General features: G+C 71.1%; 15 protein-coding genes. 9 read left to right on the top strand and 6 right to left on the bottom strand.

The window, feature by feature from the left end; genetic code table 11:
• Window positions 1-747: glycosyltransferase (locus ABZ896_RS47825; protein ID WP_360944024.1), on the top strand; the 747-nt coding region annotated here is incomplete at its 5' end.
• Here ABZ896_RS47825 and ABZ896_RS47830 read toward each other — a convergent pair.
• Entirely contained in the window at window positions 737-1,264 is a 528-nt protein-coding gene (locus tag ABZ896_RS47830; RefSeq protein WP_360944026.1) for an NUDIX domain-containing protein, read from the bottom strand. The two genes, ABZ896_RS47825 and ABZ896_RS47830, sit on opposite strands and share 11 nt — an antisense overlap.
• A 6-nt stretch (window positions 1,265-1,270) precedes the next feature.
• Window positions 1,271-1,933 (bottom strand): TetR/AcrR family transcriptional regulator, encoded by a 663-nt coding sequence (locus ABZ896_RS47835; RefSeq protein ID WP_360944029.1) that lies wholly within the window; start codon window positions 1,931-1,933, stop codon window positions 1,271-1,273.
• Between the two features lie 184 nt (window positions 1,934-2,117).
• On the opposite strand from ABZ896_RS47835, the gene ABZ896_RS47840 reads away from it, so the two are divergent.
• Window positions 2,118-3,365, top strand: a complete 1,248-nt coding sequence (locus tag ABZ896_RS47840; RefSeq protein WP_360944032.1) for a YncE family protein — start codon at window positions 2,118-2,120, stop codon at window positions 3,363-3,365.
• A 55-nt stretch (window positions 3,366-3,420) separates the two neighbouring features.
• On the opposite strand, the gene ABZ896_RS47845 is transcribed toward ABZ896_RS47840, so the two are convergent.
• From ABZ896_RS47845 to ABZ896_RS47855, 3 genes are all read right to left on the bottom strand, one after another.
• Entirely contained in the window at window positions 3,421-3,789 is a 369-nt protein-coding gene (locus tag ABZ896_RS47845; protein ID WP_360944035.1) for a hypothetical protein, read from the bottom strand.
• Between the two features lie 64 nt (window positions 3,790-3,853).
• Window positions 3,854-5,713: an endoglycosylceramidase gene (locus ABZ896_RS47850; protein WP_360944038.1), complete on the bottom strand. Its 1,860-nt coding sequence runs from the start codon at window positions 5,711-5,713 to the stop codon at window positions 3,854-3,856.
• A 53-nt stretch (window positions 5,714-5,766) separates the two neighbouring features.
• Window positions 5,767-7,686 carry a translation factor GTPase family protein gene (locus ABZ896_RS47855; RefSeq protein WP_360944041.1) on the bottom strand — a complete coding sequence of 640 codons (1,920 nt, stop codon included), beginning with the start codon at window positions 7,684-7,686 and terminating at the stop codon, window positions 5,767-5,769.
• A gap of 228 nt (window positions 7,687-7,914) precedes the next feature.
• Between ABZ896_RS47855 and ABZ896_RS47860 the strand changes: the two genes are divergently transcribed.
• Genes ABZ896_RS47860 through ABZ896_RS47890 form a run of 7 tightly spaced genes read left to right on the top strand, consistent with a single transcriptional unit; the run spans window position 7,915 to window position 15,484 of the window.
• Window positions 7,915-8,385: a (2Fe-2S)-binding protein gene (locus tag ABZ896_RS47860; RefSeq protein WP_360944044.1), complete on the top strand. Its 471-nt coding sequence runs from the start codon at window positions 7,915-7,917 to the stop codon at window positions 8,383-8,385.
• Window positions 8,382-10,733, top strand: a complete 2,352-nt coding sequence (locus ABZ896_RS47865; protein WP_360944047.1) for a molybdopterin cofactor-binding domain-containing protein — start codon at window positions 8,382-8,384, stop codon at window positions 10,731-10,733. The genes ABZ896_RS47860 and ABZ896_RS47865 overlap by 4 nt, the downstream gene beginning before the upstream one ends.
• Window positions 10,730-11,584, top strand: a complete 855-nt coding sequence (locus tag ABZ896_RS47870) for a xanthine dehydrogenase family protein subunit M (RefSeq protein ID WP_360944050.1) — start codon at window positions 10,730-10,732, stop codon at window positions 11,582-11,584. The genes ABZ896_RS47865 and ABZ896_RS47870 overlap by 4 nt, the downstream gene beginning before the upstream one ends.
• Window positions 11,581-12,495 (top strand): MoxR family ATPase, encoded by a 915-nt coding sequence (locus ABZ896_RS47875; protein ID WP_360944053.1) that lies wholly within the window; start codon window positions 11,581-11,583, stop codon window positions 12,493-12,495. The genes ABZ896_RS47870 and ABZ896_RS47875 overlap by 4 nt, the downstream gene beginning before the upstream one ends.
• Before the next feature lie 26 nt (window positions 12,496-12,521).
• The gene (locus ABZ896_RS47880) at window positions 12,522-13,751 is read left to right on the top strand and encodes a VWA domain-containing protein (protein WP_360944056.1); all 1,230 of its coding nucleotides are present in this window, start codon (window positions 12,522-12,524) and stop codon (window positions 13,749-13,751) included.
• Complete coding sequence (locus ABZ896_RS47885) at window positions 13,744-14,847, top strand: XdhC family protein (protein WP_360944059.1); 1,104 nt, start codon at window positions 13,744-13,746, stop codon at window positions 14,845-14,847. The genes ABZ896_RS47880 and ABZ896_RS47885 overlap by 8 nt, the downstream gene beginning before the upstream one ends.
• 10 nt (window positions 14,848-14,857) lie before the next feature.
• Complete coding sequence (locus tag ABZ896_RS47890; protein ID WP_360944062.1) at window positions 14,858-15,484, top strand: SRPBCC family protein; 627 nt, start codon at window positions 14,858-14,860, stop codon at window positions 15,482-15,484.
• Window positions 15,485-15,514: 30 nt separating this feature from the next.
• On the opposite strand, the gene ABZ896_RS47895 is transcribed toward ABZ896_RS47890, so the two are convergent.
• On the bottom strand, window positions 15,515-15,847 hold the full coding sequence (locus ABZ896_RS47895; protein ID WP_360944065.1) for a hypothetical protein: 333 nt from the start codon (window positions 15,845-15,847) through the stop codon (window positions 15,515-15,517).
• Window positions 15,848-15,899 lie beyond the last annotated feature (52 nt).

Here is a 15,899-nt window from a genome sequence, read left to right on the forward strand (position 1 = left end):
GCCGTGGAACAGGTCTTCGCGAAGGCGGTACCGGCGGTCCGCGACCGGCTGGGCCTCGCCCCGGTGGGCACGGCGGCGGCCCTGCGCTCCCGCGACCGGCGGCGCTGGCCGGTGCTGCACGGCTTCAGCCCGCGCGTGGTCGCGCGCCCCCGTGACTGGCGGCCCGGCCTCGACGTGGCGGGCTACTGGTGGCCGTACGACGATGACGAGCCGCTGCCGCGACCGCTGACGGAGTTCCTGGACGCGGGACCGGCCCCGGTGTTCGTGGGTCTGGGCAGCGCGACCGTGCCCGATCCGGAGCGGATCAGCGCGGAGATCGTGCGGGCGTTGCGCCGGGCCGGGTTGCGCGGGGTGATCCAGCGGGGCTGGGCCGGGCTGGCGGCGGACGGCGAGGACATGCTGACCGTCGACGAGGTGCCGCACGCGCTGCTCTTCCCGCACATGGCGGCGGTCGTCCACCACTGCGGCGCGGGCACGACGGCCGCGGGACTGCGGGCCGGGGTCCCGGCGGTGCCGGTCCCGATCCAGTTCGACGAGAACTTCTGGGCTGCGCGACTGGTGGCACTGGGCGTCGCGCCACACGCGGTGCCCCTGCGCCGGTTGACCGCGAACACGCTCGCTTCGGCGCTGGTACGGGTCACTCGGGACGCCGGCTTCGGGGAGCGGGCGCGGGTGCTGGGGGCGCGGATCAGGGAGGAGGACGGGGTGGGGCCGGTGCTGGAGGCGGTGGAACGGCTCAAGGGGTAGGGCGATCTGCGGGGTACCGGGCGAAAATCTCCTGGCTGTCGGGGGTGAAGGTCCACTGCCGCAGAGCCCGCCGCAGCTCGGGCTCGGTCAGCCACCCGTGCCAGGCCACCTCTGCCGGGTCTGGGACGACCGTCTCCGTGAGCACGGCATCGCACACCCCGAGCCAGTGCGGGCTGAGCCCACTCCGGTTGAGGAACGTGAAGCGAAGGCACACGGGAGCCCGAACCCCCAGCTCCTCGCTGACCTCCCGGGCGGCCGCCTGCTCATAGGACTCTCCGACTCCCGCGGCGCCGCCGACACCGAGTTCGTAGTGCCCCGGGAAACGGGACAGGTGCTCGGCACGCCGATGGACGAGAAAGCGACCTCGCCCGTCGCGGCACACCACCACGCCGACCCGGTGCAGCCAGCCCTCCCGGACGGCCTCCCTGCGACCGACCACTCCGAGCACCCGGTCCTGGGCATCGACGCGTTCCACGAGTTCGTCCACGACACCCACGGTCCCAGACGCCACTGACATCAGGCCTCAGGGCGCCGGGGCGGTCCACCCCGGCGGCTGCAGGATGCCCAGCAGCATCCGGACCAGTTCCTCCACGACCTCGTCCAGCGTCGCGTCCACCCAGCCCGCGTTCCAGTCGTGCAGGAGTCCGTTGACGCTGCCGATGAACGCGGCCGCGGCGAGGCGGAAGTCCCGGGGCGCGGCCTCTCCGCGGGCCACCGCCCGCTTCGCCTCGGCGCACACCAGGTCGACCCAGTCGGCCCGGCGGGCCAGGCGCTGTTCCTCAAGGCGTGGGCTGACGCCGATGATCTCGACGAAGGTGATGCGCACCCGGCGCGGATCGGACGTGACGTTCGCGGCGTACGCGCGGAAGATCCCGGCGGCGCGCTCGGCCAGCGGCAGCCGGTCCGTCTCGGCCACCGCGGTCAGGACGGCCGCCGTGGCCCAGTCGTTGACCTGGAGGTGGAGGGCGGCCAGTACGTCCTCCAGGGTGTGGAACTCCTCGTAGAACTGGCGCGTGGACAGTCCCGCGGCCTCGCTGAGGGCCGCCACGGTCGTCGCGCGGTAACCGGGCGTGTCGCCGAAGAGCTGGAGCGCCGCGTCCAGGAAGCGCCGGCGCCGTTCGGCCTGCCGCTCCTCGGCGGTCTTGCCGCCGTAACGACCGGTCGGGGCCCTGAGCCTGCCCGTCACCGCACCTCCCACGTGTGCCGGAGCGTCCGGCCTCCCGTATGACGCCCAATTTTGTCGTGTACGCAGTCTTGTGGAGAAGGGCGCCCCTTCCTTACTTTGCAGTAAGTTCACTCTGAATGCACACATGTTCAGTTTTGCCAGTTTGGCATGCCCCCGTCATGAGCCGCCCAGAGGGAGAGCAGTCATGCCCGCTTTCAGACCCCGGCACCTCGGTGCCCTCGCCGCAGCCGTCGCCCTGACCGTCACCGGCCCCGCGACCGCCGCCTCCGCGGCGACGGACGCCGCCGCCCTGCGCGAGGTGCTGTTCGTCGGCAACAACTGGGACGGGACCGCCGACGTCCTCAAGTCCTCCGGCGACCTCGCCAAGATCGGCCGGATCAACGTCATCCCCGACAAGGACGCGCGGATGGCCGAGATCAACGCCGATCCGATCAAGTGGATCTACTTCATGGCGATCCGCAACAGCGTCGGCGAGGGCCACGACCAGTTCGTGGACGACATGTACTCCACGCCGGACGGCAAGTCCGTGGTCGTCTCCCGGCCGAGCTTCGCGGACGTGGTGTCCATCAACCTGAGCACGGGCGCCATCAACTGGCGTTTCCCGGTGTCGGGTTACCGCTCCGACCACATGGCGGTCTCCCCCGACGGCCTGCGGGTCGCGGTGTCGGCCTCGACCGCCAACACGGTGCACGTGCTGGACATCAACACCGGCAAGCAGCTCGGTTCGTTCGCCACCGGCGACAAGCCGCACGAGAACATCTTCACCAAGGACGGCAAGTACATCTACAACATGGCGATCGGCGACGTGAACACCGACTCCGACGCGCCCTGGCTGGACTGGACGAAGGGCGACCGGCACATCACGGTGGTGGACGCGACCACCTACAAGCAGGTCAAGATCATCGACATGCGCGACAAGCTGGACGCGATCGGGCTGACCGACTACTCCGACGCGGTCCGCCCGGCGGTCTTCTCGCCGGACGAGTCCAAGCTGTACTTCCAGGTGTCGTTCTTCAACGGCTTCTTCGAGTACGACATCGCCACGGACAGGATCACCCGGACCAAGACCCTCCCGAAGAACCCGGCGACCAGCGACGACCGCACCACGATGGTCAACGACTCGCGCCACCACGGCATTTCGATGAGCCCGGACGGCAGCAAGCTCTGCATCGCGGGCACGATGGACGACTACGCGACCGTCGTCAACCGCACCACCCTCCAGGAGGGCCCGCTCGTCACCGCCTCGAAGCCCTACTGGGCCACCGTCAGCGGCGACGGCAAGAGTTGCGTCATCTCGGAGAGCGGCGCCGACCAGGTCACCGCGATCGACTTCACGACCGGCCTCAAGACGGTGTCGGTACCGGTGGGCGACCACCCCCAGCGCGTACGGCTCGGCCACGTAGGCGCGGACTGGACGAGCCCGGCGTCCTGAACCCCCTCCGGAATACCCCTCTGACCGCTCCGCCCCTGTTCGCCGGGCGGAGCGGTCAGTCGTCGCGGAGTCGTTGAAGGATGCAGGGGAAGTCACCGCTGTCGAGCAGACCGGTGATCACCTGGGTCATGTTGTCGACACCGGGGTCCCGGACGATCAGTCCGTCGGAACACCAGAAGTAGCGGCCGTCCAGGTCTTCGCCCGTGCGCTCCCCCTTCTCCATCAGGCGCTGGACTTCGGCCAGCGTGAACACGGTCGCGCTCCAGCGGGACCCGTCCGCCGTCAGTTGGACGAACACGTCCACATTGCAGACGTCGTCCAGTTCCTCGTCCGCATCGGGCAGGAACGACGCCACGAACCGGCCGGTCCGGACGCGGTACCAGGGGCCGTCCCAACTTCCCTCAACAACACCGGCGTTGACCACCCGGCGAGTATGCCGACCCGCCTCGGCACACTCAACCGAGTTCTTCCGCGGGCCAGTTCCGCGGTCAGCCGATCTTCGACGCCACCCAGGACGACAGTTCGGACTTGGCCGCGTTGAGGAGGGTCGTGGAGGGGGAGGTCGCTCCGTTGGTCACCAGGGCGTAGTGCAGGACACCGGAGTCGGAGTCGGTCAGGAGGAGGCGGCGGCTGCCCGTGCCGCCGGGTTCGAGGGCCGCGCCGATCGGGGTGGACGAGGTGTACGCCGGAGGGCCGTAGACCGTGCCGAGGTCGGAGACCACCGTGGTGGAAGCCGTCGGGAAGGAGGCGGGGAGGTGGAGTTCGGTGGGGGCCGATCCGCTTCCGGACCGCCACACCAGGACCGAGTACTGACCGGAACCGACCAGCGAGGACACATTGGGCAGGCTGCTCGGCACCGGGTTCCACGTCAGGGTCGTGGAACCGTCCCGGGAGCGGTCCTCGTAGGTGAAGGCGACCGTGGAGCCGGAGGTCGCGCTCGGGTAGATCCGGTCCAGGAGCCGGGCGTCCTGGCGCAGCACGGCCGTACCGGAGTCGTCGAGCTTGACCGCCGACAGGTCCTCGTCGTTCCAGGCGTCACCGGTGGTCATCACCTTGTCGGGGTTGTCGTTCATCAGCTCGTGGTGGCGGCCGTTGTAGATGTCCCACTGCCACTGGCTGCCGGAGAGGACCGGGCCCGAAGAGGCGGGCGTGGACCACCAGTTGGCGCCCTTCACCCGGGAGTCGAGAGCCTGGTACATCGCCTTGAGGACGGTCGGCGCCTTGCCCGCGGTGCTGCCGTTCAGGGGGTGGCCGAACTCGCTGACGATCGCCGTCGTCCCGAGCGCCGACGCGCGGTCGCGGACCGTGCCGAAGTCGGTGACGTACTGCCCGTCCGAGGCGTTGCCCCACATCAGGATGCCGGAAATGGCCTTCTGGTCGTAGAAGTGGGTGTTGAAGACGTACCGGGAGCCGATCGTGCCCGCGTCGAGGAGGCCGCCCTCCTCGTTGCTGACGTTGCCGTTCCAGAAGAGGTTGGGCTCGACCATGGCGGGCTTGTCGCTCCACCCGGCCGCGTCCATCCGGGCCCGGAACTTCACGTAGAAGGGCCACAGCACGTTCTGTTCCCAACTGCGGCTGGCCTGACCGGAGTCGTAGGTGCCGGCGTAGGGCTCGTTGTAGGGGTCGAAGCCCACGACACCGGCGAACTCCGCGGCACTGAGGTTCGCCTTGATGTACGCCATGGTCTTCTGGGCGGTGGCCAGGAAGTAGTCCTGGAGGCCGTAGTTGTTGTGCCAGAAGTCGTACTGACCGGCCTTCACCGCGCCGTTCTGCGTGATGTTCTGGCCCCACATGATGCAGATGCCGCAGGACTCGGCGGGGTAGTTGCCGAGCGCGACCGCCCACGCGGGGGCACCGTCGCCCGTGTACCAGCTGCCGGAGTTGAACAGCCAGCGCGAGTAGAGGTCCTGGTGGAAGTCGGGGTAGACCCGGATGCCCGCGTCGAGGAACGCCTGCATCTGGGCGGTGGCGCCCGCCAGATACGCGGTGTCGACCTGGCCCTTCACCGGTTCCGCGTAGGCCCAGGAGAGCAGGAAGCGGACGGCGTTGCCGCCGCCCAGGGCTCTCAGCGCGGTCGCGGACTTCTTGGCGTCGGCGACCGAGGCGAAGGGGAGGCCCTTGTTCTCGGCGAGTTTGGTCTCGCCGGAGACGTTGTAGCCGCGCAGCACGACCTCGCGGCCATTGGCGTCGACGAAGCGGCCGTTCGCCACGGTGAGGGCGGTGCCGTCGAAGGACAGGGAGTCGGCGATGGTGGCGGCGGAGGCGGACGGGGTGCCCGCGACCGTCAGGAATCCGCAGAGGACAACCAGAACAACGAGCAGACGCGCACGTATATTCGGCATGTCCATAACAGTCGGACTCATCCGGCACACCGTCAACACTTATGACTGATGAGTAAGTTTCAGCTTTTTCGGGTAGGGGTCGCCCGATGCGGTACCGGACCGTGGGTGACCGCCGCACAGCGCCCGAAGGAACTCTCCAACTCGCCCTCCCCCCGGGTGAGTCCGGGCAGCCGCTGCTCCAGCCCGTGCACCTCGGCCGCCGGTACGTCACCCTCCACCAGGCAGGTCTCGCCACGGGTCTCGACACTCTCCGGTACGGCCCGCAGCGCGGCCAGCACCGGCAGCAGCGCCCCGAGGGTGTCGGCCGGGGCCTCGATACGGAACCGGTGCAGGGGCTCGTACACCTGGGTCCCCGCCCGCCGCAGTGCCTCGCCGAGCACCAGCGGGGTCAGACCGCGGAAGTCGGCGCCGGTGCTGGACATGCTCTTGTTGAACCCCTGGTGGGCGTGGCTCTGCCGGGGCGAGTAGCCGGAGTGGGTCATGGTGACCGTGCAGTCGGTGACCTTCCATCCGCACAGCCCGCCCTGCCCGAGACTCTCCCGAACGGTGTCCTCGACCGCTTTGAAGAAGGCGTACGGCATCCCGCCCAGCTCCACCTCAAGGCGGAACCCCACGCCTGAGCCGACCGGAGCCGGGTCCACACGCAGGCCGACGGTGGCGAGGTACGGGTTGCCGTTCTGCTTGTTGAACTCGACCGCCGACCCGGTGCCGACCGGCCGCTCGATGCACAGCGGAGTGGTCTCGCGGAAGGTGACGTCGAGCCCGAACTCCTCGGCGAGGGTGGCCTGGATGACCTCCTTCTGCACCTCGCCGTAGAGGGAGACGGAGGTCTCCTGCCGGGTCTCGTCGTGACGCAGGTCGATCAGCGGGTCCTGCTCGGCGAGTTGGGTGAGGGCCAGATGGAGGGACCGGCTGTCGGTACCGGCGCCCGGGACGACGACGGTCTCCAGGGAGGGCGGGGCGAAGAAGTGGGCGTCCGCCTTGCGGGGTTCGCCGAGGGCGTCGCCGATCCTGATGTCGGTCAGGCCCCAGAGCCGGGCGATCCGACCGGCGGTGACCGCGTCCTGCCGGGTGTCCGTGCCGTCGTCGAAGACGCTGACGGCGGTGATACGGCCGTCGGCGCGCGCCTCTCCGAAGGGGATCCGGTCGCGGGTGCGGAGCGTGCCGGAGAAGAGACGCGCGTACGCGATCTTCTCCCCCGCCGGTCCGCGCTCGACCTTGAACACCGTGCCGGAGAGCGGGCCTTCGGGGTCACCGTCGGCGGCGGGCAGCAACTCCTCGATACCGGTGACGAGTTCGGCGACGCCCGCGCCGGTGACCGCCGAGCCGAAGTACACGGGGTGCACCAGGGCCTGCCGGGTCTGCTCGGCGAGGGCCCTGTTCAGCAGCTCCGCACCGACCCGTCCCTCGACATAGGCCGACAGCAGCTCGTCGTCGTGGTCCGCGAGAACCTCGTAGGCGAAGGGCCCGGGCACGAAGCCGGCTTCGCGGGTGCCGAGTCCGACCGGCGCGCCCATGGGGACGAGGGCGGGCGTGAGCCGCTCGGCCATCGCGCGCAGGAGTTCCTCGCCGCGCGCACCGCGCCGGTCGATCTTGTTGACGAAGATCAGCGTGGGGATGCGCAGCCGCTGGAGGGTCCGCATCAGGACGCGGGTCCGGGCCTGCACGCCCTCGACGGCCGAGACGACCAGGACGGCGCCGTCCAGGACGCCGAGCACGCGCTCGACCTCGGCGATGAAGTCGGGGTGGCCGGGGGTGTCGATGAGGTTGACGGTGACGTCGTCGACCGTGAAGGAGACGACGGCCGACTTGATGGTGATCCCCCGCCTGCGCTCCAGGGCGAGGCTGTCGGTCCGCGTGCTGCCGTCGTCGACGCTGCCGATCTCGTCGATGACGCCGACCGAGTGGAGGAGCCGCTCGGTCAGGCTGGTCTTACCGGCGTCGACATGGGCGAGGATCCCGAGGTTGAGCAGGTGCACGAAGCGTCATGTCCTTTGAGAAGAGGGAGTTTCCTTCCGGGAGGGACATGGGCGCAGTGCGCATCGGTGCTCCTGGTTCGTGCGACGGACGAGACCTCCGAAGTCCAGCAGGTGCGAGCCCGCGGCGGCAACGGATTAACGCTCAACCAATGCCGTCACGACCCTCGCCGCGTCCCCGGAGCGGTCCTAGAGTGACGCCCATCACGTCCCGTGGTCCTGGGAGGGCACATGACCCGTATCTCGGTGAAGGTGGACGGCACGGTGTACCAGGACGAGGTGGAACCCCGTCTGCTGCTGATCCACTACCTGCGTGACCGGCTGGGACTGACCGGCACCCCGATCGGCTGCGACACCTCCAACTGCGGGGCCTGCACGGTCGATCTCGACGGCCGCAGCGTCAAGAGCTGCTCGGTGCTGGCCGTCCAGGCGGACGGGAGCGAAGTGACCACCGTCGAGGGGCTCGCCCGGGACGGGGAGTGGACGGGTCTCCAGCGCGCCTTCCACGAGCGGCACGCGCTCCAGTGCGGCTACTGCACCCCCGGCATGCTGATGGCGGCCCGCGACCTCCTGCGCGAGAACCCGCACCCGACCCCGGACGAGGTGCGCCACGCCCTGGAGGGCAACCTCTGCCGCTGCACGGGCTACCAGAACATCGTGCGGGCCGTGGTCGCGGCCTCCGAGGAGGGGGTGACGGCATGACCGAGGTCGGAACGGCCCGTCCCCGCAAGGAGGATGCCCGTCTCCTCACCGGCCAGACGCGCTGGACGGACAACATCGGTGTCACCGGCCTGCTGCACCTGGCGATCCTGCGCAGCCCGATGGCGCACGCCCGCGTCGACCGCGTGGACGTCTCCCCCGCGCTCCAACGGCCGGGCGTGGTGGCCGCGTTCAGCGGCGCCGATCTCGCGGAGGGGATGGGATCGCTGCCCTGCGCCTGGCCGGTGACCGAGGACATCGTCCTGCCCGACCACCCGCCGATCGCGGTCGACGAGGTGCGCTACGCGGGCGATCCGGTGGCGGTCGTGGTGGCCCGCGACCGGTACGCGGCCGCCGACGCGCTGGAGGCGATCGAGGTCGACTACACGCCCTTGCCGCCGGTCCTGGACCTCGAAGAAGCGCTGTCCGAGGACGAGGGCACCCCTCTCGTCCACTCCGACAAGGGCACCAACCGCTGCTACGACTGGCCGCTGCGCACCGGCGAGGACTTCGAGACGGTACGGCGGCGCGCCGACGTCACCCTCAAACGCCGGTACCACCAGCAGCGGTTGATCCCCAACGCGATGGAGCCCCGTGCGGTCGTCGTCACCCCGATCGCCGCCTCCGACGAGTACACGCTGTACTCCTCCACCCAGATCCCGCACATCCTGCGCATCATGCTCGCGCTCGTCACCGGCGTTCCCGAGCACAACCTGCGGGTGGTCGCACCCGACGTCGGCGGCGGCTTCGGCTCCAAGCTCCAGGTGTACGGCGAGGAGGCGATCGCCCTCGCGGTCGCGCGCCGGACCGGACGTCCCGTGAAGTGGACCGAGTCCCGCTCCGAGGGCTACCTCGCGACCCACCACGGCCGGGGCATGATCCAGGACATCGAGGTCGCGGCGACCCGGGACGGTCAACTCCTGGGCCTCAAGGTCGACTTGCTCGTCGACATGGGCGCCTATCTGATGCTGGTCACCCCGGGCATCCCGATCCTGGGCGCCTTCATGTACCCGGGCATCTACAAGATGGACTCCTACGAGTTCACCTGCACCGGCGTCTTCACGACCAGGACGCCCACCGACGCCTATCGCGGTGCCGGGCGCCCGGAGGCGACGTACGCCATCGAACGGATCCTGGACGACCTCGCCGTCGAACTCGGCCTGGATCCGGTGGAGTTGCGGCGCCGGAACTGGATCCGGCACGAGGAGTTCCCGTACACCTCGATCGCCGGACTGACCTACGACAGCGGCGACTACGAGGCGGCCACCGAGAAGGCACTCACGCTCTTCGGGTACGACGACCTGCGCGCCGAGCAGCAGAAGCGCACCGAGCGCGGGGACACCGTACGGCTGGGGATCGGGGTGTCGACATACACCGAGATGTGCGGCCTCGCGCCGAGCCGGGTGCTGAGAGATCTGCGGTACTCGGCCGGGGGTTGGGAGGCGGCGAGCGTGCGGATGCTGCCGACCGGGAAGGTCGAGGTGGTCACCGGGTCCAGTCCGCACGGCCAGGGGCATGTGACCTGCTGGAGCCAGATCGCGGCCGACGCGCTCGGGGTGCCCTTCGAGGACGTCCAAGTGGTGCACGGGGACACCAAGGCTGCGCCGCAGGGCATGGACACCTACGGTTCGCGGTCGCTGGTGGTCGGCGGGACGGCCGTGCACAACGCGGCCCTCAAAGTGGTCGACAAGGCGCGGAAGGTGGCCGCGCATCTGCTCGAAGCCAGCGAGCAGGACCTGGAGTTCACGGCCGGCGTCTTCTCCGTGAAGGGTTCGCCGGACGCGCGGAAGACGATCCAGGAGATCGCCTTCGAGACGTTCACCTCGCACGACCTGCCCGACGGCGTCGAACCCACCATCAACGCCGAGCAGTTGACCGACCCGGACAACTTCTCCTACCCGCACGGCACCCACCTGTGCGCGGTGGAGGTCGACACGGAGACCGGGCGGACGCGGATCCGGTCGTACGTCTGTGTCGACGACGTCGGCAAGGTGATCAACCCGATGATCGTCGAGGGCCAGGTGCACGGCGGGCTCGCGCAGGGCATCGCGCAGGCCCTGTACGAGGAGGCGGTCTACGACGACGAGGGCAACCTGGTCTCGGGCACGATGGCCGACTACCTCGTCCCCTCGGCGGCGGACCTGCCCGACTTCGTCACCGACCGCACGGAGACCCCGGCGACCTCGAATCCCTTGGGCGTCAAGGGAGTTGGCGAGGCCGGCACCATCGCCTCGACACCGGCTGTCGTGGGGGCGATCGTGGACGCGCTGCGGCCGCTGGGCGTGCGGGACGTCCGGATGCCCTGTACGCCCGAGCGGGTCTGGCAGGCCCTGAAGGAGGCGTCGGCATGATTCCCCCGGCCTTCGAGTACATGCGCGCGGGCAGCGTCGAGGAGGCGGTGCGGGCGCTCGCCGGAGCGGGCGAGGACGCCAGGGTGCTGGCCGGCGGGCAGAGCCTGCTGCCGCTGCTCAGGCTGCGGCTGGCCTTCCCCGAACTCGTCGTGGACGTCGGCCGCATCCCCGAACTGAGCGGGGTGCGCGAGGAGGGCGACACGCTCGTCGTGGGCGCGCTGACCACCCACCACGACGTGGTCCACGACCCGCTCGTCCGCCGGCACGCGGGACTGCTGGCGGCCGCCACGGCCACGGTCGCGGACCCCGCCGTACGGCACCGGGGCACCCTCGGCGGTTCCCTCGCGCACGCCGACCCGGCCGGTGACCTGCCCGCGGTCGTGCTGGCGCTGGACGCCGATTTGGTCGCCGTAGGACCTCGGGGCCAACGGTCCATCCCCGCGCGGGAGTTCTTCGTCGACTACCTCCAGTCGGCGCTGGAGCCGGACGAACTCCTGGTGGAGATCCGGGTGCCGAAGGCGGACGGCTGGGGCTTCCACTACGAGAAGTTCCACCGGACCGCGCAGGCCTGGCCGATCGTCGGGGTGGCCGCGCTGGTGCGGCGCGACGACGGGCACATCGCGGAGGCACGGGTCGGTCTCGCCAACATGGGATCGACTCCCTTGCGGGCCACGGCCACCGAGGAGGCGCTGGCGGGCAGCGGTGACGCGCAGTCGGTCGCGCGGGCCGCCGAGTCGGCGGCCATCGGCACCCAGCCCTCGCAGGACCTGTCCGGTTCGCCGGAGTACCGGGCGCATCTGGCACGGGTGTTGACCAGGCGGGCCGTGCTGGCCGCGGCGGGGATGGGGTGAGGCCGATCGCCGAGTTCAAGGGCCCGATCGTCGAGTTCACGGGCCCGGAGGAGGTACGGGCCGGCCTGGAGGAGACGGGGTATCTCGTCGACGACGGGCTGGCCGTCGCCTGCTTCCTGGCCCTGAGGCTGCACCGGCCGCTGTTCTGCGAGGGCGACGCGGGCGTCGGCAAGACCGCGCTCGCCGGCGCCCTCGCCGAGGCGCTCGGCGCGCCGCTGATCCGGCTCCAGTGCCACGAGGGGATCGACGCGGCGCAGGCGCTGTACGACTGGGACTTCCCCCGTCAGCTGCTGCATCTGCGGGCCGCGGAGGCGGCGGGGGCGGTGGACGCCTCGCAGTTGGAGAGCGAGTTGTACGACCGGCGGTTCCTGGTCGCGCGGCCGTTGCTCCGGGCATTGGAGACCTCGCCGTCGGTGCTGCTGGTCGACGAGATCGACCGGGCCGACGACGAGTTCGAGGCGTTCCTTCTGGAGCTGCTGTCGGAATTCTCGGTCACGGTCCCGGAGTTGGGGACGCTGCGGGCCGAGGTACCGCCGGTGGTCGTCCTGACCTCCAACCGCACGCGGGAAGTTCACGACGCGCTGAAGAGGCGCTGTCTGTACCACTGGTTCGACCATCCCGGCTTCGCCCGCGAACTGGCCATCGTACGGCGGCGGTTGCCGGGGGTGTCGGCGCGGCTGGCTTCGCAAGTCACCGCGTTGGTGCAGGAGTTGCGCGGGCAGGACCTGGTGAAGCCACCGGGTGTCGCCGAGACGATCGACTGGGCAGAGGCGATGGACGCGCTCGGCGCGACCGAGGTGGACGCCGAGATTGCCGTGACCACGCTCGGGGCGGTCCTGAAGTACCGGGAGGACACGGAGCGGGCCCGGGCACTTGACTTCGCGGCGGTGCTGGCGGGGCGGGGGCCGTGAGCGGGGTGGGGGCCGAAGAACCGAGGGTGCTTCCCGACGCCGTGCTCCTCGGCTTCGCCCGTGCCCTGCGTGCCGCCGGTGTCGACGCGAGTGCCGAGCGGGTGCACTCCTTTCTGCGGGCCGTCGGTGAGCTGGATCCCGGGACGCGGTCGGATGTGTACTGGGCGGGACGGCTCACGCTGTGCGGGGACCGGGACGACCTGGAGCGCTACGACCGGGTGTTCGCCGCGTACTTCGGCTCCGGCGCACCGGCCCGGCGCTCACCCGCCCCCGCTCCCCCGCAGCGCCACCAGCTCGTCGTACGCAACGGTCCCTCATCCCGTACGACGGCCAGTGGCGCCGAAGACCCCCCGGCCCCGCCCGCCGCCGCGCTCGCCAGCTCCACGGAGGTCCTGCGCCACCGCGACATCGCCGACCTCGCCGCCACCGACCGCGCCCGCCTGCACCGGCTGCTCGCCGCGTTCGCGCTGCCCGGGGAGACTCGCCGCAGTGCCCGCCGCCATCCGGCGCGGTGCGGCTCGATCGACCCGCACCGGACGGTACGAGAGCTGCTGCGCCGGGGCGGCGAACCCGCGCGGCTACGGCGGCACGCCCGAACCGAGCGCCCGCGCCGGGTCGTGCTCCTCGTGGACATCAGCGGCTCGATGGCCCCGTACGCCGACGCACTCCTGCGCTTCGCGCACGCGGCCGCGCTGTCGCGAACGGACAGGGTGCCGCGGACCGCCCGTGCGGCCGGATCGCCACACCCCGCGATCGAACCCGCACCCACACGATCCGCCCGCCCCACCCCGCTCCCCCGGACGACCACCCGCGCCGCCCCCACCGAGGTCTTCACCATCGGGACCCGTCTCACCCGTGTCACCCGCGAGCTCTCGCACCGGGACCCGGACCTCGCGATGGCCGCTCTCGTCGACGCCGTGCCCGACTGGCGTGGGGGTACTCGGCTGGGTGAGCTGCTGCGGGTGTTCCTCGACCGGTGGGGGCAGCGGGGCATGGCGCGCGGCGCGGTCGTCGTGGTGCTGTCGGACGGGTGGGAGCGTGGCGATCCGGAGCTGCTCGGTGCCCAGATGCGACGCTTGCACCGCCTCGCGCACCGGGTGATCTGGGCCAATCCGCGCAAGGCGCGCCCCGGTTACGCCCCCTCGGCGGCCGGGATGGCGGCGGCGCTGCCGAGTGTGGACGCGTTCGTCGAAGGGCACAGCCTGGCCGCGCTGGAGAGGCTGGCGGCGGTCGTGAGAGGAGCGGATCGTGCGTGAGATTCTCCCGGCGCTCAGAGCCTGGTACACGGCCGGGGAGCCGTTCGGCCTGGCCACGGTCGTCGGCGTGAGCCGCAGCGCACCGCGCGGTCCGGGGGCGTCGATGGCGGTGGGGCCGGACGACGAGGTCGTCGGGAGTGTGTCGGGCGGCTGCGTCGAAGGTGCCGTGTTCGAGCTGGCGCGGGAGGTGGCGGCGAGCGGTGAGGCCCGCCTGGAGACCTTCGGATACAGCGACGAGGACGCCTTCGCGGTCGGACTGACCTGCGGCGGGGAGATCACCCTGCTGGTGCGGCCCGTCTCCCCGGAGACCGATCCCGCCTTCGCCGAGGTCGCGGACTCGGTCGCCGCGGGCCGCCCGGTCACCGTCGCGACCGTCACCGACGGCCCGGCGGCGCTGGGCGCCACGCTCGCCGTGTGGCCCGACCGGGTCGCCGGCACCCTCGGCACCACCGGCCTGGACGTGGCGGTGACCGCCGACGCGCGCGGTGAACTCGCCCTCGGGGCAACGGGCTTGCGGCATTACGGCCCGCGCGGCGAGCGCCGTGAGGACGCGGTCACCGTCTTCCTGCACTCCTTCGCCCCGCCGCCCCGCATGCTGGTCTTCGGCGCGATCGACTACGCGGCCGCGGTCGCCCGTATCGGCGCCTTCCTCGGCTACCGGGTCACCGTGTGCGACGCCCGCCCGGTCTTCGCCACCCCGAAACGCTTCCCGGCGGGCGTCGAGGTGGTCGTGGACTGGCCGCACCGCTATCTGCGGGGCACCGACACCGACGACCGCACGGTGATCTGCGTGCTGACCCACGACCCCAAGTTCGACGTCCCGCTCCTGGAGGAGGCGCTGCGCCGGCCCGCCGAGTACATCGGGGCGATGGGCAGCCGCCGTACCCACGACGAGCGCATGAAACGGCTGTCCGAGGCCGGTCTCACCGAGGGCGAGCTGTCCCGGCTGCGCTCCCCGGTCGGACTCGACCTCGGGGCCCGCACGCCCGAGGAGGTTGCCGTGTCCGTGGCCGCCGAGATCGTCGCGCTGCGCTGGGGCGGCAGCGGTGCCCCGCTGGCGGTGACGGGCGGGGCGATCCATCCGGAGGGAGCGTGAGGGAGGAACCATGGAGCTGCACCACGAATTCACCGTCCCCGTGCCCGTCGAGGAGGCCTGGCGGGCGCTCCTCGACATCGAACGGATCGCGCCCTGCATGCCCGGGGCGAGTGTCGAGGACTACGACGGCAAGACCGTGACCGGATCGGTGAAGGTCAAGGTCGGGCCGATCACGGTCACCTACAAGGGCACCGCCGTCTTCGAGGAGCAGGACGAGACCGCGCACCGCATGGTGCTGATCGCCAGTGGCCGGGAGACCCGCGGCCAGGGCACCGCCCGGGCCACCGTCACCGGCACGCTGACCTCGCGGGACGGCGGTACGGCCGTCTCGGTGCGCACCGATCTGACGGTGACCGGGCGGCCCGCGCAGTTCGGGCGGGGCGTGATGGCGGAGGTGGGCGACCGGCTGATCGGGCAGTTCGCCGGGTGCCTGGCGGAGAAGCTGGTGGAGCGGGAACCACCCGCGCAGGAGCCCCGGCCGACCGAGGACACCCAGGCCGTCGATGACGAACCCCTCGATCTGCTCCGGGTGATCGGCGTACCGATCGCCAAACGGGCCGCAGTCTCTCTGGCAGCCACCGGCGCCGTCGTGCTCGCGGCGGTCCGGATACGACGATGGCGGCGCCGGCGGGTGTGAGCCCCCCTGCCCCGTCCGGATCCGCGCGGCTCAGCCGTCACCGGTGGGCAGGAGGAACACGGCCAGCACCGCCGCGGCCGCATAGAGACCCGCCGACCCGATCGCGACGGCATGGAACCCCCGTACGAAACGCGCCTGGTCGCCCGGTTGTCCGGCGACCGCGCCCGCCACCGCGATCCCGATCGCGCCGCCCGTCTGCCGGGCCGTGTTGTTGACGGCGGAGGCGAGCCCCGCACGCTCGGCAGGGACCGCGGCGACGGCCGCCGCGACGACGGCGGGGGTCAGCAGTCCGACGCCGACGCCCCACAGCAGGAACGCCGGCAGCAGGACACCGTAGGCGGGACGGGCGTCGGTCCGGGTCAAGCAGAAACGGTAGCGACCGTGACTCTAATTGACGAGAGCGTGATTGAAGATG

The sequence above is a fragment of the Streptomyces sp. NPDC047072 genome, assembly GCF_040643855.1.
Classification (GTDB): Bacteria; Actinomycetota; Actinomycetes; order Streptomycetales; family Streptomycetaceae; genus Streptomyces.

Coding starts and splice junctions, on each gene's coding strand:
- ABZ896_RS47865 (WP_360944047.1), top strand. CDS start 8,382: ATGACCGAGGTCGGAACGGCCCGTCCCCGCAAGGAGGATGCCCGTCTC.
- ABZ896_RS47840 (WP_360944032.1), top strand. CDS start 2,118: ATGCCCGCTTTCAGACCCCGGCACCTCGGTGCCCTCGCCGCAGCCGTC.
- ABZ896_RS47850 (WP_360944038.1), bottom strand. CDS start 5,713: ATGGACATGCCGAATATACGTGCGCGTCTGCTCGTTGTTCTGGTTGTC.
- ABZ896_RS47860 (WP_360944044.1), top strand. CDS start 7,915: ATGACCCGTATCTCGGTGAAGGTGGACGGCACGGTGTACCAGGACGAG.
- ABZ896_RS47830 (WP_360944026.1), bottom strand. CDS start 1,264: ATGTCAGTGGCGTCTGGGACCGTGGGTGTCGTGGACGAACTCGTGGAA.
- ABZ896_RS47890 (WP_360944062.1), top strand. CDS start 14,858: ATGGAGCTGCACCACGAATTCACCGTCCCCGTGCCCGTCGAGGAGGCC.
- ABZ896_RS47870 (WP_360944050.1), top strand. CDS start 10,730: ATGATTCCCCCGGCCTTCGAGTACATGCGCGCGGGCAGCGTCGAGGAG.